General features: G+C 58.4%; 17 protein-coding genes and 2 pseudogenes. 6 read left to right on the top strand and 13 right to left on the bottom strand.

Translation table 11 applies throughout. The features are described 5' to 3' along the window. Positions 1–3: 3 nt before the first annotated feature. Positions 4–1,614 (bottom strand): proton-conducting transporter membrane subunit, encoded by a 1,611-nt coding sequence (locus tag ASD36_RS10360; protein WP_200954890.1) that lies wholly within the window; start codon positions 1,612–1,614, stop codon positions 4–6. Positions 1,615–1,710: 96 nt separating this feature from the next. On the opposite strand from ASD36_RS10360, the gene ASD36_RS10355 reads away from it, so the two are divergent. Further along, positions 1,711–2,592, top strand: coding sequence for a LysR family transcriptional regulator (locus tag ASD36_RS10355; protein WP_060510035.1), 882 nt, complete (start codon positions 1,711–1,713; stop codon positions 2,590–2,592). Between the two features lie 208 nt (positions 2,593–2,800). On the opposite strand, the gene ASD36_RS10350 is transcribed toward ASD36_RS10355, so the two are convergent. The 6 genes from ASD36_RS10350 to ASD36_RS10325 all read right to left on the bottom strand — a co-directional run bounded on the left by ASD36_RS10350 (position 2,801) and on the right by ASD36_RS10325 (position 8,945). Continuing rightward, entirely contained in the window at positions 2,801–3,028 is a 228-nt protein-coding gene (locus ASD36_RS10350; protein ID WP_060510033.1) for a hypothetical protein, read from the bottom strand. Positions 3,029–3,259: 231 nt separating this feature from the next. Continuing rightward, positions 3,260–5,167, bottom strand: coding sequence for a HAMP domain-containing methyl-accepting chemotaxis protein (locus tag ASD36_RS10345; RefSeq protein ID WP_060510031.1), 1,908 nt, complete (start codon positions 5,165–5,167; stop codon positions 3,260–3,262). A 390-nt stretch (positions 5,168–5,557) separates the two neighbouring features. Further along, complete coding sequence (locus ASD36_RS10340) at positions 5,558–5,782, bottom strand: hypothetical protein (protein WP_060510029.1); 225 nt, start codon at positions 5,780–5,782, stop codon at positions 5,558–5,560. Between the two features lie 222 nt (positions 5,783–6,004). After that, complete coding sequence (locus ASD36_RS10335; protein ID WP_244489782.1) at positions 6,005–6,763, bottom strand: ATP-binding cassette domain-containing protein; 759 nt, start codon at positions 6,761–6,763, stop codon at positions 6,005–6,007. Positions 6,764–6,794: 31 nt separating this feature from the next. Then, positions 6,795–7,916: an ABC transporter permease gene (locus ASD36_RS10330; RefSeq protein WP_060510024.1), complete on the bottom strand. Its 1,122-nt coding sequence runs from the start codon at positions 7,914–7,916 to the stop codon at positions 6,795–6,797. Between the two features lie 78 nt (positions 7,917–7,994). Then, positions 7,995–8,945 (bottom strand): sugar ABC transporter substrate-binding protein, encoded by a 951-nt coding sequence (locus ASD36_RS10325; RefSeq protein WP_060510022.1) that lies wholly within the window; start codon positions 8,943–8,945, stop codon positions 7,995–7,997. 182 nt (positions 8,946–9,127) lie between these two features. Here ASD36_RS10325 and ASD36_RS10320 point away from each other — a divergent pair, with 182 nt between their 5' ends. Next, positions 9,128–10,141: a LacI family DNA-binding transcriptional regulator gene (locus ASD36_RS10320; protein ID WP_060510020.1), complete on the top strand. Its 1,014-nt coding sequence runs from the start codon at positions 9,128–9,130 to the stop codon at positions 10,139–10,141. 30 nt (positions 10,142–10,171) lie between these two features. Here ASD36_RS10320 and ASD36_RS10315 read toward each other — a convergent pair whose 3' ends face one another. The 3 genes from ASD36_RS10315 to ASD36_RS10305 are packed head-to-tail and all read right to left on the bottom strand — an operon-like array spanning position 10,172 to position 13,332. Continuing rightward, entirely contained in the window at positions 10,172–11,305 is a 1,134-nt protein-coding gene (locus tag ASD36_RS10315; protein ID WP_060510019.1) for a Gfo/Idh/MocA family oxidoreductase, read from the bottom strand. A 12-nt stretch (positions 11,306–11,317) separates the two neighbouring features. Next, complete coding sequence (locus ASD36_RS10310; RefSeq protein ID WP_060510017.1) at positions 11,318–12,208, bottom strand: TIM barrel protein; 891 nt, start codon at positions 12,206–12,208, stop codon at positions 11,318–11,320. Positions 12,209–12,228: 20 nt separating this feature from the next. Beyond that, complete coding sequence (locus tag ASD36_RS10305; protein WP_060510014.1) at positions 12,229–13,332, bottom strand: Gfo/Idh/MocA family oxidoreductase; 1,104 nt, start codon at positions 13,330–13,332, stop codon at positions 12,229–12,231. A gap of 127 nt (positions 13,333–13,459) precedes the next feature. Between ASD36_RS10305 and iolD the strand changes: the two genes are divergently transcribed. The 4 genes from iolD to ASD36_RS10285 are packed head-to-tail and all read left to right on the top strand — an operon-like array spanning position 13,460 to position 17,984. Next, positions 13,460–15,325 carry a 3D-(3,5/4)-trihydroxycyclohexane-1,2-dione acylhydrolase (decyclizing) gene (gene iolD, locus ASD36_RS10300; protein WP_060510013.1) on the top strand — a complete coding sequence of 622 codons (1,866 nt, stop codon included), beginning with the start codon at positions 13,460–13,462 and terminating at the stop codon, positions 15,323–15,325. Further along, positions 15,325–16,302, top strand: coding sequence for a 5-dehydro-2-deoxygluconokinase (iolC, locus tag ASD36_RS10295; protein ID WP_060510011.1), 978 nt, complete (start codon positions 15,325–15,327; stop codon positions 16,300–16,302). Before iolD ends, iolC begins: the two co-directional genes overlap by 1 nt. Before the next feature lie 12 nt (positions 16,303–16,314). Next, positions 16,315–17,157 (top strand): 5-deoxy-glucuronate isomerase, encoded by an 843-nt coding sequence (locus ASD36_RS10290; RefSeq protein WP_060510009.1) that lies wholly within the window; start codon positions 16,315–16,317, stop codon positions 17,155–17,157. Continuing rightward, complete coding sequence (locus ASD36_RS10285; protein ID WP_060510007.1) at positions 17,154–17,984, top strand: class II fructose-bisphosphate aldolase; 831 nt, start codon at positions 17,154–17,156, stop codon at positions 17,982–17,984. Before ASD36_RS10290 ends, ASD36_RS10285 begins: the two co-directional genes overlap by 4 nt. 151 nt (positions 17,985–18,135) lie before the next feature. Here ASD36_RS10285 and ASD36_RS10280 read toward each other — a convergent pair whose 3' ends face one another. From ASD36_RS10280 to ASD36_RS10270, 3 genes and pseudogenes are all read right to left on the bottom strand, one after another. Further along, positions 18,136–18,618, bottom strand: coding sequence for a chemotaxis protein CheW (locus tag ASD36_RS10280; protein ID WP_060510005.1), 483 nt, complete (start codon positions 18,616–18,618; stop codon positions 18,136–18,138). Further along, positions 18,618–19,625: pseudogene (locus tag ASD36_RS10275) on the bottom strand (methyl-accepting chemotaxis protein); the annotation flags it as partial. The gene ASD36_RS10280 and the pseudogene ASD36_RS10275, both read right to left, overlap by 1 nt. 331 nt (positions 19,626–19,956) lie before the next feature. Continuing rightward, positions 19,957–21,326: pseudogene (locus tag ASD36_RS10270) on the bottom strand (NAD-dependent succinate-semialdehyde dehydrogenase); the annotation flags it as partial.

Raw genomic sequence — 21,326 nt, 5'->3', positions numbered from 1 at the left:
GGTTCACTCCTTAATGGCGGCAGGCGTTGCAGAGGCGGGGCGCGGAAGCGTCAAGTCACCGAGCAGGCGATCGAAGAGGGCATTGACGTAGAGGCCGTTGGCGAGATGGACCCTGAGGCCCGCTGCCGCCGGATGATAGGCCCAGAGCGGGAAAAGCGACTGGGCAACTGCCACCATGCCAAAGGTCACGACGGCAATCAGCATGAGCGTCCATTCAAGCGGACCGGGCGCAGGTGTTGGCGGGAGCGTGCCGAGCATCAGTTTGTCGGCGATGCGTTGCAGGGCGAAATAGGCCGTGGCCGCCAAGATAGAACAGAGCGAGGTCCGCCAGGTGAGCGCCCGGGGAGCCGCATCTGCCAAGCCTTGCGCGATCAGATAGGCGACTCCGAAGATCAGGATCGCGCCGAGCGCCAGGACCTGCGGAGGCTTGTGGGCAAAGCCGAAGAGCACACCGATGACGGCATAGATGGCAAGTGCCAGAAGGAAGGCGCGCCCAACCGCCTTGGCGTTGGGGATCGCGACCGGACCGGGGCGCTGGATCGAGGCAACCGTTTCGATGGCCGAGCCAGAGGCGAGGAAGGCATGTGCCTTGTAGAGCGAGTGGGCGACGATGTGCAGGAGCGCGATCGGGAAGAGCGCAAGGCCACATTGCAGGATCATGAACCCCATCTGGGCGACCGTCGACCAGGCGAGCGAAGTCTTCACCGCCGACTGTGTGAGCATCACGAGACTGCCGAAGAGCGCGGTAAATCCGCCGACCATGACCAACACCGCAAGCACGATCGGCGCCTGCAGCATGACGTCGGCAAAGCGGATCAGCAGGAAGCCGCCGGCATTGACGACACCGGCATGCAGCAGAGCCGAAACCGGTGTGGGCGTTTCCATCACTTCCGTTAACCAGCCATGGCTCGGGAACTGCGCGGACTTGAGGAGTGCTGCTATCGCCAGCAGGGCCGCAGCGGTGATCGTCAGCGGCAGCCCCTCGCCCTCGCGTGCTGCAGCGAGGATCGTCGCGATATCGCCGCTTCCGAACGAGATGGCGAGCAGGATGACTGCGCCGATCAGGGCAGCATCTCCCGTGCGCGAGACGATGAACTTCTTGCGCGCGGCGCGCTGGGCAGCGATCCTGTCAGGATAGAAGAGCAGAAGTTGATGAAGCAGCAGGCTGGTCGCAACCCAGCCGATAACGAATTGCAGCAGCGTGCCGGACTGGACGAGGAGCAGGACGGCAGCGAGGGTTGCCGTCATCCGGCCGGTGAACGGCCCCTGCCGCTCTTCTCCGTCGAGGAAGGTGCCCGCATAGCGCAGCACCACCCAGCCGATGAAGGACACGAGCAGCAGCATCACCAGGCTAACCAAGTCAAGCCGCGAGGAAAGTGCAAAGTAGCCGTAGCCGATCGCCGGGCTTGTTCCCGGCCCCTGCAGCACAAGGACGACAGCGGAAAGGATCGCGACGAGGATCGAACCGAGAGCAGCGAGTTCGGAAACGCGGATCGCGTGACGCGGACGAAGCCCCGGCGCCTGGAAAGCATAGAGCGAGGCACCGGCAAGCAGCAGCGGTGCGAGAAGCGGCAGAGCATGGATCACAGTACATCTCCGGTTTGGCCGCTGCATGGGAGGAGGCAGCGGCGATTTCACAGGAGTGTTATCAGCGGCGCAATCTCAATAAAAATTCATTGTTTCTCTAATTTCGTTCTATAAAATAGATGAATGTCTGAGCTGAACTATCATCACCTTCGCTATTTCCGCGCCGTCGCCCATGACGGCAACCTGACCCGCACGGCAGAATGGCTGAACCTGTCGCAATCGGCGCTCTCCATCCAAATCAAGCAGCTTGAGGAGCGCCTTGGCCACCCGCTCTTCGAGCGCCGGGGCCGACAGCTCTACCTGACCGAAGCCGGCCGCATCGCGCTCGACCATGCCGACACGATCTTTTCGGCCGGCCAGGAACTAGTGGAAACGCTGAAGGAGACCGGAAGGACCCGCCGCGCCATCCGGATCGGCGCACTCGCCACCCTGTCCCGTAACTTCCAGATGGAGTTCCTGCGCCCGATCCTCGGACGCTCCGACGTCGATATGATCCTGCGTTCGGGCAGTACCAGTGAATTGCTGGGCGCGCTGGAGGCGTTGAACCTCGACATCGTCCTGCTCAACCAGGCGCCGATGACGGATTCCGTCACGCCCTTCATTGCCCAGCACGTTTATCAGCAGCGGGTCAGTCTCGTCGGCAGGCCGTCTTACGGGAAACCTGGCGCGAAACTCGCCGACTTGCTTGGCGAGCACCCCGTCATTCTGCCTACGCTCGAAAGCGGCGTGCGCTCGCAATTCGAGGCGCTTGTCGCTCGCCTCGGCATCACGCCCCAGATAGCCGCTGAAGTGGACGACATGGCGATGATGCGTCTTCTGGCACGCGAAGGTGCGGGCCTTGCCGTTTTGCCGCCAATTGTCGTTAAGGGCGAACTCGAGGCCGGCACGCTGGTCGAGTTCGATGCCCTGCCCGGCATGATCGAGAATTTTTATGCGGTGACCATAAAGCGGCGGTTTCCGAATCCTCTGGTGGTCCCACTTCTAGACCTGAGAACGGCCGGGTAGGACTGTAGAGCTTCACAATGCTTGAACGTCGATTCTGCGTCAGGTGTGAAAATGATGCCCGGACCTGATGGTGCGGGTGTTCCTCACTTTCAAAGGACTCGAACCGGCGACAGGTTGGTCAGATAGCTAAGCGCCAGAAAAAACATACATCGTGGGATAACGCCTACCTATGGAACTCACGGCCATTGTGCGCCGTGTATTTGTAGCTTCACCGCTTTCGGATTTCGGTCAGCAAGGCACCAACGGTTTCCTCACCCGCCGGAGTTCGCAAGTCGGAATCGATCCAGCCTAGGCTGCGGCAGTGGCTTTCTCCAGCCTTTATTCCCTCGTGTTGAGACTGGAACGGCCCAAGCATGGTGTCACGGCCTCTGAACGACACAAAGACGTGTTTGGACAGGACATCGAAAATAATGGTCATTTCCGGTTCGTAACGCATGAAATGCCTCAATGTTAAAAGCGCATACTCGACTTAATGGCACATTTACGGTGTCACCCAAGGAACAGATCAATCCAATTTCTCAACCTCAAGCGCCATTTTTGCCCTAGTCGGCCAATATTTAGTCGAACGGCGCTATGGGACGCGTAGACATGACCGCGGGCACGTGACCGAGAAAGATACGAAGCTGGCGACGCTGTTTCTGGGTGTGCGTGTCGGCGACTGCACAATTCAAAAATCCTCCCACGCATCAGCCTTCACGGCAGCGTTGCCCCTTGAAGCGTGGGCAGCACGGCTGATCATTCGGCGATCTACCGTTTGCGTGAGATTTGCAGAGGCGTTTTCGGACGGCGCGGATCTGTTTTGTATGCTGCTGACCTCAAAGCCGGCGATCAGCTGGAACAGTGCTTCCGCCTCCTTGGCAAGTGAGTGGCTGGCAGCCGTGGACTCTTCGACCATGGCAGCGTTCTGCTGCGTGCCCTGATCCATAGTGTTGACAGCCTTGTTGATTTCTTTCAGGCCCGTTGCCTGCTCCTTTGCCCCCTCAACAATCGCCGCGACATTCGCGCTGACGGCCTGGACCTGGGAGACAATCTGCTCCAGCGCCTTGCCAGTTTCAGTGACAAGGTGCACGCCATTCTCAACCTGCTCGCCAGACCTTGAGATCAATGACTTGATCTCCTTTGCTGCAGATGCAGAGCGCTGTGCAAGTTCCCGAACTTCCTGGGCGACCACCGCGAAGCCCTTGCCAGCTTCCCCGGCTCTCGCGGCTTCGACACCGGCGTTCAATGCCAGTAGGTTCGTCTGGAAGGCAATCTCATCGATAACGCCGATGATGCTGGAGATCCCCCGCGAAGAGGATTCAATTTCCTGCATCGCATGTACCGCCCGGTTGACGATGTCTCCGGAGCGCTCGGCTGAGCGACGTGTTTCCTGCACTTGTTTGCCGGCCTCTTCCGCGCGGCGGCTGGAGTCCGAGACTGTCGTCGTAATCTGTTCAAGCGCGGCTGCAGTTTCTTCTACAGAGGCTGCCTGCTGCTCCGTCCTCTTGGAAAGGTCATCTGCTGCGGCACGGATCTGGTTCGAACCCGCGGCAATGACCTGGGCATTTTCTCCAACGCGCCGCATGGCATCCTCAAGTTTAAGGACAGCCTCGTTGAAGTCGATGCGAACCGGATCCAGTCGTTCCGCAAAGACGCTCTCAATGCGGTAGTTCAGCTCGCCATTGGAAAGTCTGTTTAGGGCGTGCCCGATACTTTCGACCGCCAAGCGGACTTCTGCGGCCTCTTGGATCTGCTTACGTTCGCGCTCGATTCGCTCCTGCTCGCTCACCGATCGGTTAGCTTCAGCCTCCATTTCAAGACGGGCACGCTCGCGTGCATTGTCCCTGAAGACAACCACTGTAGAGGCCATTTTGCCAATTTCGTCGTTGCGCCCCTCGCCATAGACATCAATCTCGAGGTTTCCGGCAGCGAGGTCGGTCATGGCAGCGGTGATCGAATTCACCGGTCGGACTACGCCGCACAGTACCGTCCAGATCGAAAAGGCAGCCACAATGGCACCAAGCGTGGACAGTGCGATCATGAAGGTCGTCAGCATGGCGCTGAGCTCCTCCCCTTCCGCAAGGTTCTGCTTCGCTACCTCTATCTGCAGATCTATCAGCTTGGAAATGTCGACGCCGAGCGGATCGATGGTCGGGTAGAGTTTCTTGTCTGCGAAGACTGAAAGGGCATTGAGATCATTCGAGAAGAGAATTTGCCGAAGCTCCTCGACGCCATCATTGGCCTCTGCACGCACCTCGGCGAAATGGTCGACGATTTGCTCCTCTTCAGCCGTAAGCTTCGTTGAGATGTATTCTCTCCAACGAGCCTCAATGGAAGCCAGTGCCCTGTCGACATGGCCCAAGCCATCTTGAGGTGAGATGGACCCCGCGCGGACCTTGTGAGCCGTGTCGACAATATCCACGGCATAGCCATCGCCTATCCGTTTGAGCTGCTCCATGGGCAGTACGCGATCGACGACGATCGAGTTGGCAATTTTTCCTTCTTCACGCATGGCGTAGAAGCTGAAGCCAGAAATACTGATGAGCGCCGCAATCAATAGTGAGATGCATGCAAGTAACTTGTTCCTGATGGTCATGATGTCTCCTTCCCGTATATAACCCGGTGACCGCGAGTGGCCCGGAAGGCGAAGCTATTCCGGCATGTCGAGTGCCCATTGCGATGACATTAAAATTAGCCGATATTTGTTTACACTGAGCTAATTGTTTCTATTATTTGTACATTTTCCAGGCAAAGTGCCTTTAAAATAGACAGTATTGGGAGTTGCAGCCAGTTACATGAGGCCCTGGGGGATTCTCTGACCCAAGAGTACAGGTGAAATTGAAGTCCGAGTTACTGCGTTGGCTCCCCGCAGAATTGGGTCGGTTCCGGGCGAAGGCTCAGTGCAAATCAGCAACCGATCGTTTGCATATTCTATGAGGCATTACGAAATGCTGCGGAGGTGGAACATGATTTGGCTATTGCGCATTTACTGGGGATTTGAGGGCCTTTCCAACATCAGAATTTTGCTTTGATCAATGAGTTGCGTGGCTATCGAAATACAAAGTTCTGCCGACAAGGAAACGGCGAAGGTTTTCTTTTCACTGCCTTCCTGACGTGTAAGCTCTAAAATGCAAGACAGTCCTAAAATGTTCTTTATCCTGAAATCGAGCAGTGGCTTAACGCCCTGCAACTCCCCTGAAAGCTCCGGCATGGGTACTCCCTCTCCTTGTGTGTGAATGACATTTTGCAGCAGAATATCTGTCGATGGGGGCCAATAAGCACACTTCGTGCCCAGAAACTGCTCTGATAGTATTGAGCCCGGGAGTTGTGGATCGCCAATCGCCCAAGGCAAACCACGACAGTGTCAACACTTCCAATCGCTCCGATGTAACAAATTTTTTTGCCAAAAATCGGCGACTTCATTCGACCTGGATCATACGGTGCCACCCAGGCTACTCTCAAGCGCAACCAACTCTTGGCCCCCTGCCATCAAGTCCTGCAACTCTTCGGGAGTAATTTCACCGCGCCGTGCCGTTCCCACCGTCTTGCCGCGATTGAGCACGGTGAAGCGATCCCCGACGGCCATTGCATGGCGCACGTTGTGCGTTATGAAGACAACCCCGATGCCTTGCTTTCGCACCTTGTCGATCGTCGACAGGACATTGGCCGTCTGCCGCACGCCAAGCGCAGAAGTCGGTTCGTCGAGGATCAGAACCTTTGCGCCAAAATAGACCGCACGGGCAATCGCCACGGTCTGGCGCTCACCGCCCGAAAGCGTACCAACCGCCTGATCGGGACCGCGCAGATTAATCCCCATCCTGCGCATTTCCTCCATGGTCACCCGATTGGCAAATTCATGATCGAAGAATTTCATCGGCCCGATTTTGCGAAGCGGTTCATTGCCCATGAAGAAGTTGCGGCTGACCGACATCAGCGGGATCATGGCAAGATGCTGATGCACAGTGGCAATGCCCGCGGAAATGGCATCGCGCGGATCGGCGAAATTCATCGGCCGCCCCTCGAACATGATCTCGCCGCTGGTGGGCTTGTAGACACCGGACATCGTCTTAATGAATGTCGATTTTCCCGCGCCATTGTCACCCAACAGGCAATGGCACTCACCGGCAAAGACATCGACGGAAACACCGGCCAGCGCGATCACCGAGCCGAAATGCTTCTCGATATCCTTCATCTGAATAAGGGGCGTGAGGTGGCTCTCCATCCTATTTCTCCCCGGTGATGATGCGACGGATATAGGTGTTCAGGACCACAGCGAAGAGCAGAATGATGCCGAGAAACACCCGAAACAGCGAACTCTCAACGCCAGCAAAGAAGAGACCTTGCTGCACAACGCCGAATATCAATGCGCCCAGTGCCGCCCCCAGGACCGATCCATAGCCGCCGGTCAGCAGGGCACCACCAATGACTACGGCGATGATCGCCTCGAATTCCTTGAGCAAGCCCCGATCCGCCCCGGCGGAGCCGAACTCGATGACCTGACAGGTCGCAAAGACGGTGGCGCAGAAGGCGGTGAACATGAACATCATGATCTTCACCCGGTCGACCGGAACACCGGAATTCCTGGCTGATTCCGCGTCGCCGCCGGAGGCGAAAATCCAGTTGCCGAACCGGGTCTTTGTCAACAACACGTGGCCGAACACAATGAGCGCCAGCGCCCAGACAATCAGCATCGGTATACCGTCAACGACAGGCATGCCCTTGTTCACCCCCCGCTCGAATGTCGCGATCAGACCGATTTCGCCAAACCACTGGAACAGCCCCGTCAAAACCTTGCCGCCGAACACCGGTGCCAGCCAGTCACCCTCGGCCGCTTCCCGGATCCCTCCGATAATCGTCTTGTTCTCCAGGGTCTGAGGCAGAAAGATCGTCAATCCGCGCAGGATGAACAGCGATGCCAGTGTCACGATGAAGCTCGGCAGGCCGGTTCTGACGCAGATCCAGCCGTTCAGCGCACCGGTCGCCAGACATAGTACAAAGGCAACCAGAATGGCGATCCACATCGGCCAACCCATGTTGACGCTGAAGATGGCAATCATCATGCCGGCAAAGCCGATCATCGAACCAACCGAAAGGTCGAACTCCCCCGCAATCATCAGAAGGCAGGCCCCGACAGCGATGATCATGAACTGCGCCGATACGACCGACCAGTTCAGTACACCCGCAGCATTGAACATTCCGGATTCATGCGCGGTCAGCAGGAAGAATGTGAAGACCAGGATCGTACCGCAGATACCTCCAAGTTCTGGTACAATCAGGGCTTCTCGGAACCTGGATCTTGACTTGATGCGCTCGTCGTTTTGGTGAAGTGCTGGTGTCTCGGTCATCGAACCCCCTCAAAGTACAGGCGATAAATGAGGAGACATGGCGGCCAACATCCATCGGCCACCACGTTCCTTAAAAAATCAGCGGTATTCACCCGCAAATTTCTCGACCTTTTCCAATCCGTCTTTGGTGACGAAACCCGGACCCGAGTTGATGTTGTTACCTGGCAGCACGCCATAGCGGTCGTAATTGGTCAGGATGACAACCGGCAAATAGGCCTGCAGGAAGGGTTGCTGGTCGATGCCCCACTGGATGACCCCCTCCTTGATGGCCTTGACGATCTCCTCGCCGAGATCGAACGTCCCGAAGTAGATCTGGCCGGCCATACCGTTTTCTTTCAGCGCTGCGATGGTCGGATCTGCCGAAACCGGGCCGAGCGTCAGGATGCCGTTTGTGTTCGGATTGGCAGAGAGATAGGCCAAAACCTTGTTCTTGATCTCGGCCGGGTCGGTACCGCTATCAAGCATCGATCCGCCCAATTCAACACCGAGTCCAACGGCGAAGCCACGGCAACGCTCGGCGATGGTCGGCTGCTGGATCGCGTGATTGACGCAAAGGAACGATGTCACGCCATCTCCCTTGGCACGCATGCCGGCAGCAAGGCCTGCGTCATATTCCGGCTGACCGACATACATCAGGGCACCCACTTCGCGCGCCTGCTCTGGCGTTCCTGTGTTCATGATGATGACGTCAATGCCTTGATCGACGGCCTTCTTGATAGGCTCCTTCAGCACGTCGAAATCGGCAAGCGTCGTGATGATACCATCGGGGTTCGATGCCGCCGCCTGATCGATGATGCGCGCCATGTCCGCGATATCGCCTGTCGGCGGGTTTCGATACTCGACAGTCACGCCCATCTGCTCTCCGCCCAGCTTTATGCCGTTCTTGACGGTGTTCCACCAGCTGTCGCTATCGGGTGCATGGCTGACCAAAACATAGCGCTCGCCTTCGGCCAATGCCTGCGTTGCCGTCAGCAGGGGCACCGCAACAAGTGCCGTAGTCAAAGCCAGCTTCTTCAAAAGTGACGTCATTTCTCTCTCCCGTGAGACTAAATTTCGCTCTGAGCGCCGATCTCCTCCGACTCCCGGAATCAGTTAATACACATCGCAATAGTTATTGCAACCGATTGCAAATTGGCTGAGCTCGCGGACCTATACTGCGTGCTCGCAGTCGCGCTATAAGGCAGGACTGAAAAGGCAGGAGCCCGCAGACGATGGTGCCAACTTTGAAAGACGTAGCCGAACGTGCCGGGGTGTCCCGCTCGGCCGTGTCGCGTGCCTTTACCGACGGCGCCTCGGTCTCGGCAAAGATGCGCAAGCGGGTCGAAAAGGCCGCTTCAGAGCTCGGGTTCAGCCCGAATGTTCTGGCCTCCAGCCTGACGACCGGCCGGACAAAACTGATCGGACTGGTGTCGAACAACTTCCACAATCCGATTTTTCTTGAAGTCTTTGACCTGTTTACCCGCGCGCTTCAGGATCAGGGCTTGCGTCCACTTCTGGTCAATCTGACCGACGAAACAGACCCCGCAAATTCGGTGCGCATGCTTCGCCAATATTCGGTGGATGGCGTCGTCGTTGCGTCGTCGACGCTGCCGCCGGCCTTTGGCAAGGCGTTCCGCGATGCGGGCGTACCAGTCGTGCATGCCTTTGGGCGCGTGACGAGCGCGCCGGAGGTGCATGTGGTGGGGATAGACAATATAGATGCCGGGCGCCTGGCCGCGCAAAGTCTGATAGCGCGCGGCTATCAGCGGGTCGGGTTTATGGGTGGGCCTGAGGTAGCGACTTCCACCCAGGACCGATTGAAGGGATTTTTACAGGAACTCGCTCTCCATCCTCAAATCCGCGCCAGCCAGTCTTTCGCCAGAACCTATTCTTTCGAGGCAGGGCGAGAGGAGATGCAGGATCTCTTGAGCCGCGCCCATGCCGAGGCGTATTTTTGCGGCGACGACGTTCTGTCGATCGGCGCACTATCGGCCATACAGGACCGGCGACTTTCCGTGCCAGACGATATCGGAATCATCGGATTGAACGATATGGAGATTGCCGGCTGGCACAACATCAATCTCACCACCATACGACAGCCTATTAAGGAGATCGTTACCTCCTCGATCGAACTGATAACGGCAATGCTGCGCGAACCTGCACGTTTACCGGAAGCCCGAATTTTTGCCTGCCAGATTGTCGAGCGGGGAACGCTGCGCCCGTTGCCCACAACGGCCGCACCCTAGCGCTCGCCAGGCAAACCGATGCCAGCAATGTTAGCGAAACAGCGGAGGGCGCGCGTCCGTCCAAAGACCGCCTGCCTTCGCCGATACCACGGCCGCATGGACCGCTGCCATTGATCGCAAGCCATCCTCTGCCCTCGGCAAACCGTCGCGGCCCTCGCCCCTGATGGCATCGGCCAGATCGCAATAGATGTTTGCGACAGCAAGGGGGAAGCCTTCCGGATGTGCAATGGACACCCGGGAAAGGCGCTGTGCATCGGCATGCAGCCCGCTTTCGCCCTTTTCGATGATCTGGGTACGGCCGTTGACAGGCGTATACATCAGCTGGTTCGGCTGTTCCGAGGCCCATCGGAGCCCACCGGTTTCGCCAAAAATCTGAATGTCAAAACCGTGCTGCCGGCCAATCGCAACCGAAGATGTCCAGAGACGCCCGACAGTGCCGCCCGCCATGCGGAAGTTGACCATGGCGTCGTCTTCCAGCGCACGGCTGGCAATGGTCGAGGCAAAGTCGGCTGACAGTGTCTCGACCTGATCGTTGCAGATGAAGCTTGCCATGTGCAGCGCATGGATGCCGCAGTCGGCAAACTGTCCGGAGACACCTGCGACAGCAGGATCATAGCGCCAGCGGACGCGCGGATTGTCCGCGTTTGCAGCATCGCCGTGGTGACCATGGCTGAAATTTGTCACGACTAGGCGGATCTTGCCCATCTCCCCTGCACGCACCATTGCACGAGCCTGGCGGACCATCGGATAGGCGGAATAGCAATAGTTGACCGCACAGATCTTGCCTGTGGCCTTGACGACGCGGACGATTTCCTCGCCCTCCTCGACGGTCATGGTCATCGGCTTTTCGCACAGCACGTTAAAGCCGGCTTCAAGGAAGGCTTTGGTGATCTCGAAATGCGTCGCATTTGGCGTTGCCACGGTGACCAGATCAACCCGGTCCGCCCGCCCGCGTTCGCCGGCGAGCATTTCCGTCCAGTCGCCATAGGCCCGGTCCGCCGCGATCCCGAGCCGCTTGGCATAGTCCCGCCCCGCGTCTGGCCGATGATCAAGCGCGCCAGCGGCAAACTCGAAATGCCCGTCAGCCAATGCGCCCAGACGATGCGCCGGCCCGATCTGGCTACCTTCGCCGCCACCGATCATACCCCATTTCAGTTTTGTCATTGTATCCGTTCCTCAAAAACCAATGGATTGCAGGTATTCGCGGTTGGCCCGCGCATCTTCCAGCGGGGTGCCAGGCATCGACGGGTCGCAGTCCTGCTCGACAGTGCACCAGCCCTCAAATCCTGCAGCCAGAAGCCGTTTGCGGACAGCTGGAAAATCGACATCGCCCTTGCCAAGATTGCAGAAGATGCCCTCCCCGCAGGCTTTGTAGAAGTCCGTGCGGTTGGCGACGGTACGGGCCTTGACCACTGGATCTATATCCTTGAAATGTATATAGGAAATCCGTTCCATATGGCGATCCATGAAGGCGACCGGATCAAAGCCGGCATAGGAATGATGCCCCGTGTCGAAGCAAATCTTGAGAATGCTCTCGTCCACTTCCTCCAGCAACCGCTCCAGTTCTGGCTCGAAATCAATAAAGCCCGCAGCGTGGGCATGGATGCCGACGGTCAGACCATATTCTTCGGTTCCCAGTCTGGCGACGGTGGCGATCCGGTCCCGGAAGGCAGCCCATTCGCCCTCCTCCATCTGTTCGGCCTCCTTGGCACGCCCCGCTGTCGGCGCGCGGCGCGGCGATATGCTGTCGATCAACACCAGATGCTGCGCGCCATGGGCGGCCAGTGCTTTGCAAGTGCGAACGGAGGCATCCATGACGTCATCCCATTTCGACGGATCATGAAACGGACGAAACACCACGCCGCCAATGATTGCGAGATCGCGCGCTGCAAGTTCAGGCGCTAGCACGGCCGGATCTTCGGGCATGTAACCGATGGGGCCAAGCTCAATTCCCTTGTAACCAGCAGCCGCGCATTGATCCAGAACGGTTTGCCAGCTTGGATAAGATGGGTCGCTTGGGAATTCTATGCCCCAGGAGCAGGGTGCATTGCCGATGCGAATATTCATTTCTGCAGCCTTTCAATTGCTTAGAACGCAGCGACGTCCTGCCAGGTCTTTTTTGTGGAAGAGGCCAGCGCAGCAGCGATAATCTGGTTGACGATCATTCCCTCACGAAAGGTCGGCCAGGCCGCCACCCTGTTATGGATGGCCTCGAGAAAATCCTTAGCCTCAATGATGATCTGATCTTGATATCCGGTGCCATGTCCCGGTCCCTGGCAGAATGGCAGATAATCCGGATGCGCCGGCCCGGTCAAAATCTTGGTAAAGCCACGGCTGGCCTCCGGGCCTTCGGCACGATACAGCCAGAGCGCATTCTGGTCCTCCTGATCGAAGCGGATCGCGCCCCTTGTGCCAGTGACCTCATAGGCGTAGCCCATTTTGCGGCCTGTCGAGATCCGGCTGAAATACATCTGCCCCATGGCGCCGCTGTCGAAACGGCACATCATCTGCGCGTGGTCGTCATTGCTGACAGGACCGCCGGGCCTGTTCCGGTGCACGGTTTCCACTTCGGCGATGACGCTTCGGATAGGGCCGAGGAGCGCAAGAGCTGCGTTGATCATGTGGGGCGCCAGATCGCCCATGGTGCCATTTGCCATGCCCGTCGTGCGCCAACTCGCAGGTGACTGCGGATCGGCGAGAAAATCCTCTGTGTGCTCGCCGCGAAACCATGTCACATCGCCAATAGCGTCGGACGCGATCAACTGGCGCGCATATTGGCTGGCCGGTGTGCGAATATAGTTGAAACCCACCATGTTGACGCATCCAGACGCCTCAGCTGCTGCGACCATGGCCCGGCTGTCTTCCAGCGATGCGCCCATCGGCTTTTCACAGAAAACCGGCTTTCCAAGGGCAAAGGCTGCCTCGGCAATGGCGCGGTGCGTGTCCTGAGGCGACGCAATGACAATGGCCTCGACCTTGGGGTCGCTGACCAGCACCTGCCAATCGGCAGTCCCCCGCGCAAAGCCATAGGCCTTCCGATAGTGTTCGGCTTTGTCTTCACTCGTGGCACAGACCATTTCGAGACGCGGGCGAAGGGCCGTGTTGAAAACCGCTCCCACGGCAAGCAGAGCGACGGCATGGGCCTTGCCCATGTAGCCGCCACCGATGATCCCGATCCCAATCTCCGACATCCCACCCCCTGTGTAATCTTTTTGTTTGCAACCGATTGCAAAATTCGTATCCTAAGGCTCAATATTTGACAAGCCGGAATCGGACCGCAGTGTGACTGCGCGCTTTGGCAAACGGGGACATTCGGACATGAGCGAAGAGACCATTCGGCTGACCACGGCGCAGGCCATTATCCGTTATCTGGCCAACCAGTTCATTGTGATCGATGGAGCGGAAATGCGCCTGTGCGGTGGCGGGCTCGGCATATTCGGTCATGGCAATGTCGCATGCCTCGGCGAAGCGCTTTTCGAGGCAAGAGAAGAACTGCCGCTGTACCGGGGGCAAAACGAACAAGGCATGGGTTTTGCTGCGGCGGGTTATGCCAAACAATGGTTGCGGCTGCGTTTTCTGTTTTGCACGGCCAGCGCCGGTCCCGGTACGACCAATCTTTTGACCAGCGCCGCACTTGCCCATGCCAATCGGCTGCCGATGCTTCTCCTGTGCGGCGATACCTATGTCACCCGGCTGCCCGATCCCGTCTTGCAGCAAATGGAAAACTTCGGCGACCCGACCTTTGGTGTGAATGATGCCTTCAAGCCGGTCGTGCGCTATTGGGACAGGATCACCCATCCGGCGCAAATCCTGCAGTCGCTTCCCAACGCCATCGACACCATGCTGGACCCTGCCGACTGTGGACCGGCCTTCATCGGCCTGCCTCAGGACGTGCAGGGATGGGTTTACGATTACCCGACGGTCTGGTTCGAAAAGAAGGTACACCGCATCCGTCGCCAGACCCCGGATGCGGCAGAAATCGCCGACGCCGTGGCGCTGCTGCGGACAGCGAAAAGGCCGATGATCATTGCAGGCGGTGGCGTGCAATATTCCCGGGCGATTGCCGAACTGACTGCCTTTGCCGAAGCGCGCCGGATCCCCGTGGTGGAAACCATTGCTGGGCGCGCCAATATGGTCGCAACACATCCGTTGAACATCGGCCCGATCGGCGTCACCGGATCGAATTCGGCCAATGCGATCGCTGCCGAGGCCGATGTTATCCTCGCCGTCGGGACGAGACTTCAGGATTTCACAACGGGGTCTTGGACTGCGTTCTCAAAAGAAGCGCGCTTTATCTCGGTCAATACGGCGCGCCATGATGCCGGCAAGCATCGGTCGCTTCCGGTTGTCGGGGACGCAAAGCTCTCGCTGCTCGCTCTTACAGATGCGCTCAAGGATTATGCTGCTCCGGCAGCCTGGGTCGCTGCCGCTCAGGCGCATCGCGCAGCCTGGGACAGCTACGTCGCCCAGAACGTGGCCCCGGGCAACAGGGCCAACTCCTATGCGATGGCCATCGGTGTCGTCAACGACCTCTGCCACAAGCGCGACCGCGTGGTGGCCGCCGCTGGCGGGCTACCCGCCGAAGTAACGGCAAACTGGCGCACGCTCGAAACCGGCACAATCGATGTCGAGTTTGGCTTTTCCTGCATGGGCTATGAAATTTCCGGCGCATGGGGTGCCCGGATCGCACAGGCCGAGCGCGAGCCCGATCAGGATACAATCGTCTTCATAGGCGACGGGTCGTTCATGATGATGAACTCCGATATCTATTCCTCGGTTCTCAGTCGCAAGAAGCTGATCATTCTTGTCCTCGACAATGGCGGTTTCGCAGTGATCAACAAGCTGCAGAACAACACCGGAAACCAGAGCTACAACAATTTGCTGACGGATTGCCCGACAATTCCCGAGGCTTTTGCCGTTGATTTCGAGGCCCATGCGCGTGCGCAAGGGGCCATTGCCGAAACGGTGGCCAATCCCGCAGAATTGGCTGACGCGTTCAAACGCGCAAAGGCCGCCCGGAAAACCAGCGTCATCTGCATGAAAGTCGATCCCTATGACGGCTGGACGAGCGAGGGGCACACCTGGTGGGAATGCGGTACGCCGCAGATTTCCGACGATCCAGCGGTGACCGAGGCCCATCGGGCCTGGGAAGCATCCCGGCATCTGCAGCGCAAGGGCGTGTGATGGGGCTCGAACGGATCGCAAGCAAAGCATTTCTGGTCATCGGGCGGGTCGGAATGGACCTGACCCCTTCACCAGCCGGCGCCCGAACGCGGGATGCGACGGCGATGATGGTTGCCATGGGAGGATCCTCCGCCAATATCGCCGCCGGGCTCTGCAAGCTGGGCTGCAAGGCTGCGTTGCTAACCACGGTTTCGGACGATTCCATCGGTTGGTACTGCCTGGACCAACTCGATCACTACGGCATCGACCGTCGCCATGTGACAGCGATCAAGGGGGAAGTACGCACCTCGCTTGCTGTCTATGAAACACGGATGGACGAGCATCAGTCGGTCATTTACCGGAACAATGCCGCCGATTTCCAGATGACGGTCGCCGATGTCGAAGCCGTGGACTATACGGCCTACGGCGGGCTGATCACCACGGGCACCGTATTTTCAGCCGAACCCTCGCGTCGTGCAGCGTTCCGCGCATTTGAACTGGCCAGCGCCGCTGGCGTCCCCATCATCCTTGACGTCGACTACCGCCCCTACAGTTGGCCGTCTTCGACAATTGCTCAAGACGTGCTGTCGCGCGCGGCAGAGTTGTCGGATGTCATCGTCGGCAATGACGAGGAGTTCGGCTTCATGGCCGGAGACATCAACAAAGGCCTGGAGAAAGCCCGCGCACTGCGGGACGCCGGTGCCACCATTGTCGTCTATAAACGAGGGCCGGACGGCTCGATCACCTTTGCTGAAGGAGGGGAAATCCGCACCGGCATATTCCCCGTGACCGCCTTGAAACCAACGGGCGCCGGCGACAGCTTTCTGGCCGGATTTCTGGCGTCGCTCGGTGAAGGACGCCCGATGCGAGAGGCCATCCTGCGCGGATCGGCATGCGCTTCGATCGTTGTTGCAAAGCCCGGATGCGCACCCGCCATGCCCTTCGTCGCCGAGCTGGAAGCCTTCCTGTCCGCACATCCCGGCGTTACATCCGCCTGAAAGGACCATCCCATGCACATCGCGCCCTATGACAATGCCAACAGACCGATTGTCGACATCGGCGATGCTCTGGTTCCACTCAACTATTTCAACATCGTCAAGCTGAAGAGGGGCGATGCTTTCGAGTATCAGGTGCCGGGATACGAGACCTGCATCGTGCCGGCGACGGGTACGGTGGAGGTTACTGTCGAGGGCGTTCACTTTGCCGACGTCGGCAACCGGGGCGTCGATGTTTGGGACGGCGAGCCCCAGGGCGTCTATGTGCCCGTTGGCGCCAGGGTGACGATCGTCTGCACATCCGAGGCCACGGAAACCTTCGTCGCGGGCGCGCTATACGACAAGGTTCTGGAACCTTTCGATGTCCGCAGCGCTGACATCGACATGGTCCAGTATGGCAGTGACGAAACCAAGACCCACCGCAAGATCAAGCATATCCTGGGCACGAAATATCACGGCAAGGTGGGACGTTTGCTTGTCAGCGAATTGTTCACCGTCGGTCAGGGTGGCTGGTCGGGTTTTCCCAGTCACAAGCACGACACCGATCGCCTGCCGCTGGAAGCCAGACACGACGAGACCTACAACTTTCGCTTCATGCCCAATCATGGTTCGGGCGTTCAGATGTTGCAGCGAGAAGATGGCAAGCCGGGGGACGCCTATCACATTGTCGATGGATCGACGATCTGCATCGACAAGGGATATCATCCCTGCGCAGTGCTTCCAGGGTACGAAATGTACTATTTTACCATTCTGGCGGGCCTTAGCCAAAGATCGCTGGTCCAGTATTTCCAGCCTTCCCACTCGGCGCAGCTGGAAACGATCCCCGGAATCAAGGATATGATCGCGAAGTTCAAATGACCCTCGCCACGCTCTCGGATGTGCTGCAGCCTGCGCTCAGAGACGGATATGCCGTCGCCGGCCTGGTCACCCTGGGCTGGGAGGACATGCGTGCCTATGTGGCCGCAGCCGAAGTCGAAGGCGTGCCGGTGATCCTGCAGGCAGGCCCCTCCTGCCGCGCTCACACGCCCATTGCGATTCTGGGCAAAATGTTCCGCTACCTCGCCGAAAGCGCCTCTGTTCCTGTCGTGGCACATCTTGACCACGGCTATAGCTACGAGGAATGCAGAGAAGCTTTGGATGCGGGGTTCACGTCGCTGATGTTCGACGGGTCGCGAAAACCTCTGCGCCAGAACATCGATGAGACGGCAGCGATCGCCGAAATGGCGCATGCGGCCGGGATTTCGTGCGAGGGTGAAATCGGCTTTGTCGGTTATGCCGGCGGCGAAGTTTCCTCTGGAACGGATCCCGTGGAGGCCGCCCAATTTGCCAGGGATACCGGTGTGGATGCAATGGCAATCTCTGTCGGCAATTTGCATCTGCAACAGTCCACCGGCGGCGTACTGGACGAAGCACGGATCAGGGCCATTGAGGCGGCGACAAGAGTTCCGCTGGTCGTTCATGGCGGCTCCGGCGTATCTCTGGCACAGCGCCGGACGCTCGCCCTGGAATCGAACATCTGCAAGTTCAACATCGGCACGGAATTGCGCATGGCATTTGGTGAGGCTTTGCGTTCGGCCGTAAATCGTGATCTTTCTCGTTTTGACAGGGTCTCGATTCTGAAGGAAACTCACGATCCCGTCGTTGAAGCTACGAGACGCGTCCTCTCCATATTTAAACGAGAATGAGGTGCCCAGCCTGAGGTCGAAGGGTAGATAAACAACTGGCGACACGGCCGTACGCACCTGCGCGCCATAACGTCGGAACATTTGTATTCAAGACTGGACAGAGCTGTTGATTTGCCCTGAGAGCTGATCATAAACTAACGGCGCTGGCCACCTAGGCAGCTGCCATTTCTATCACTGTGACCTGTTCGAACATACGCTCCAGATTGAGGAAGCAGATCATGCCTTCAGGTTGCGTGATAATCCCTTCTGCGTAACGCATACCGTGGGACATGCTGATCTCTGGAACAGGCTGCAGCAGGTTTCCGGGGATCGTCAAAATGTCGGAAACCCGGTCAACGACCAGCCCCATAGCCATTCCGTGGACTTCTGCCACTACAATCGCGCTGCGTTCGATGGGCTCCGTACTTTTCATGCCGAGCTTGTTGGCAAGATCGATGATTGGGATCACTGTTCCACGCAGGTTCATCACCCCGATAACATCGGAAGGAGCATGTGGGACCGGCGTTGCAGGCCCCCATCCGCGAATCTCGCGGATGGTTCGGGTGCGTACACAGAATTCCTGATCGTGCAGCCTGAAGGCAATGATTTCAAACGTGTCGCCTGTGGCGATTGCCGGGTTACCTGGAAAGGCCATCAGAATTCCTCCCAGCTTTCCTTGACCGCTGCATTGCCCGAGAAGGCGCTTGCGACCTTGCCCACCAACCGCTTTGCAGGAGATGCAACCGGACGGTGATGGGTATTGGCCACCTTCATGGCAAAAGCAGTTTGTCGAAGTGCGCCGCCGAGTTGAAACTGTGAGATCAATTCCCGCAGGCGACCGCTTTCGTTGGCAAGTGTTGCGCCAGCGGCACTCGTCTCTTCAACCATGGCGGCGTTCTGCTGGGTCACCTGGTCCATCTGGTTGACGGCCGTGTTGACCTCTCCCAGCCCGACAGATTGCTCTTTCGCAGATGTCGCAATCGAGTCCATGTGCTGGTTGATGGTGATGACATATTGCTCGATCGTCTTCAGGGCATCGCCGGTATCGCTGACCAGCTTGACGCCGCTCTGCACTTGAACAGACGAATTGCGGATCAGGTCCTTGATCTCCTTGGCGGCCTTGGCAGAGCGCTGGGCAAGTTCACGGACTTCCTGTGCTACGACCGCGAAGCCCTTGCCTGCATCGCCGGCACGAGCGGCTTCAACACCAGCGTTCAGGGCCAGAAGGTTGGTCTGGAAGGCGATCTCGTCGATTACGCCGATGATGTTGGAGATCTCATTCGAGGACTGCTCGATTTTCTGCATGGCATCCACCGCGTTGGCGACAACCATGCCCGACTGGGCGGCACTTTCATTGGCGAGGACTGCGACCTTGCGAGCCTCGTCAGCACGTTTGGACGAGTTGGCGACATTGACGGTGATCTGATCAAGAGCAGCCGCAGTTTCTTCCAGAGAAGCGGCTTGCTGCTCCGTACGCTTGGAAAGGTCGTCGGCACTGCTGCTGATTTCGCGGCTGCCATTGTCGATAGCCCCGGTCGCGTCAGCGACAGCGCGCAGGGTTTCGGACAGTTGACCGACGGTGGAGTTGAAGTCGGCGCGCAGAGTTTCAAAGTCTGTGGCAAAACGTTCGACAAGCTGGAACGTCAGATCGCCTTTTGACAGAGCGTGGACGGGCGGAACATGGAAAGGATAATGCCGGAATAAATCACCGCCGTCATCTGCCCAACACGATTAGATTGGAACCGTTGGTCCGCTCCATCAAACCTAGGCCGACTTGAAAGGAATCGAACAATCGACACTGTTTCGGCGTCGACGCATAACCGCGCTTATCTGAGCAACAGCAATCCGCGACGAGTTTGCCAGAGCCTATTTATGGAACTCAAAATCCTATCCTTTTTTATGCCAGTGTCCGGTTTCATCTAGCCCCATATTTCGGGCGACACCCACTGCCGGCCAACGCGGCAATCGGGTGATTGGGGCCTGGTGGCGACAATTACATTCCCCCAAGAGCCACGTATTTCAGTTCAAGGAACCCCTCGATCCCGTACTTCGAGCCCTCCCGGCCGATGCCAGATTGCTTGATGCCCCCGAAGGGTGCCATTTCGTTGGCGATCATGCCGGTATTGACCCCGACCATGCCCGCTTCGAGCGCTTCCGCAACGCGCCAGATCCGAGCCATGTCCTTGGCATAGAAATAGGAGGCAAGACCGAATTCGCTATCATTAGCCATGGCAATGACGTCTGCCTCGTCCTTGAAGGAAACAATCGGCGCCAGCGGCGCAAAGGTTTCCTCCCTCGCCACCTGAGACCGAATTCGCTATCATTAGCCATGGCAATGACGTCTGCCTCGTCCTTGAAGGAAACAATCGGCGCCAGCGGCGCAAAGGTTTCCTCCCTCGCCACCTTCATCGACTGTGTCACGCCGGTCACGACCGTCGGCTCGAAGAATGTGCCGCCGAGGGCGCTGCGCTTGCCGCCGGCCAGCACGGTCCCGCCCTTTGCGAGCACATCGGCGACATGCTCTTCCATCTTCGCCACGGCCTTCTCGTCAATCAGCGGCCCCTGGCTGACGCCAGCTTCAGTGCCGCGACCGAGCGCAAGGGCTGATACCCGCACGAGTAGTTTCTCGGTGAAGGCTGCAGCAACGGCCTCCTGCACGTAGATACGGTTTGCACAGACGCAGGTCTGGCCGGCATTGCGGAATTTGGAGATCATCGCTCCTTCGACGGCAGCGTCGAGATCCGCGTCGTCGAAAACGATGAAGGGCGCATTGCCGCCCAATTCCAACGACAGGCGCTTGATGCCATCAGCCGCTTCCTTCATCAGCCAACGGCCAACGCCAGTGGAGCCGGTGAAGGTGATCTTGGCGATCTTCGGATTATGGCAGAACTCAAGCCCGATTGGCTTGGCCTCACCGGTCACAACAGAAAACACGCCCTTCGGCACGCCGGCTCGCTCAGCAAGAACGGCGAGCGCTAGGGCAGACAGCGGCGTCTGCGAAGCGGGCTTAAGGATCATGCTGCAGCCAGCGGCAAGACCCGGGCCTGCCTTGCGGGTGATCATGCCGTTCGGGAAATTCCACGGCGTGATCGCCGCGCAGACGCCGACCGGTTGCTTCAGCACCATTATACGCTGGCCGGCATTGGGACCGGGAATGATATCGCCGTCGATGCGCTTTGCCTCCTCCGCAAACCATTCGAGATAGGCCGCATTGGAGACGACCTCGCCCCTCGCCTCCGCCAGCGGCTTGCCCTGCTCGGTCGTCAGGATCAGCGCCAGATCGTCGGCGTTTTCGATGATGAGCTCGTACCAGCGCTTGAGTACCTGCGCCCGCTCCTTGGCGGTGCGCTTTGCCCAGAGCTT

This window comes from Rhizobium sp. Root1334 (assembly GCF_001426665.1).
Lineage (GTDB): Bacteria > Pseudomonadota > Alphaproteobacteria > Rhizobiales > Rhizobiaceae > Pararhizobium.
This window is presented reverse-complemented; position numbering and strand designations above follow the sequence as displayed.

Bases quoted from the DNA above. Each gene is read 5' to 3' on its own strand.
- ASD36_RS10360 (WP_200954890.1), bottom strand. From the start codon at position 1,614: ATGCAGCGGCCAAACCGGAGATGTACTGTGATCCATGCTCTGCCGCTT.
- ASD36_RS10355 (WP_060510035.1), top strand. From the start codon at position 1,711: ATGTCTGAGCTGAACTATCATCACCTTCGCTATTTCCGCGCCGTCGCC.
- ASD36_RS10350 (WP_060510033.1), bottom strand. From the start codon at position 3,028: ATGCGTTACGAACCGGAAATGACCATTATTTTCGATGTCCTGTCCAAA.
- ASD36_RS10345 (WP_060510031.1), bottom strand. From the start codon at position 5,167: ATGACCATCAGGAACAAGTTACTTGCATGCATCTCACTATTGATTGCG.
- ASD36_RS10340 (WP_060510029.1), bottom strand. From the start codon at position 5,782: ATGCCGGAGCTTTCAGGGGAGTTGCAGGGCGTTAAGCCACTGCTCGAT.
- ASD36_RS10335 (WP_244489782.1), bottom strand. From the start codon at position 6,763: ATGAAGGATATCGAGAAGCATTTCGGCTCGGTGATCGCGCTGGCCGGT.
- ASD36_RS10330 (WP_060510024.1), bottom strand. From the start codon at position 7,916: ATGACCGAGACACCAGCACTTCACCAAAACGACGAGCGCATCAAGTCA.
- ASD36_RS10325 (WP_060510022.1), bottom strand. From the start codon at position 8,945: ATGACGTCACTTTTGAAGAAGCTGGCTTTGACTACGGCACTTGTTGCG.
- ASD36_RS10320 (WP_060510020.1), top strand. From the start codon at position 9,128: ATGGTGCCAACTTTGAAAGACGTAGCCGAACGTGCCGGGGTGTCCCGC.
- ASD36_RS10315 (WP_060510019.1), bottom strand. From the start codon at position 11,305: ATGACAAAACTGAAATGGGGTATGATCGGTGGCGGCGAAGGTAGCCAG.
- ASD36_RS10310 (WP_060510017.1), bottom strand. From the start codon at position 12,208: ATGAATATTCGCATCGGCAATGCACCCTGCTCCTGGGGCATAGAATTC.
- ASD36_RS10305 (WP_060510014.1), bottom strand. From the start codon at position 13,332: ATGTCGGAGATTGGGATCGGGATCATCGGTGGCGGCTACATGGGCAAG.
- iolD (WP_060510013.1), top strand. From the start codon at position 13,460: ATGAGCGAAGAGACCATTCGGCTGACCACGGCGCAGGCCATTATCCGT.
- iolC (WP_060510011.1), top strand. From the start codon at position 15,325: ATGGGGCTCGAACGGATCGCAAGCAAAGCATTTCTGGTCATCGGGCGG.
- ASD36_RS10290 (WP_060510009.1), top strand. From the start codon at position 16,315: ATGCACATCGCGCCCTATGACAATGCCAACAGACCGATTGTCGACATC.
- ASD36_RS10285 (WP_060510007.1), top strand. From the start codon at position 17,154: ATGACCCTCGCCACGCTCTCGGATGTGCTGCAGCCTGCGCTCAGAGAC.
- ASD36_RS10280 (WP_060510005.1), bottom strand. From the start codon at position 18,618: ATGGCCTTTCCAGGTAACCCGGCAATCGCCACAGGCGACACGTTTGAA.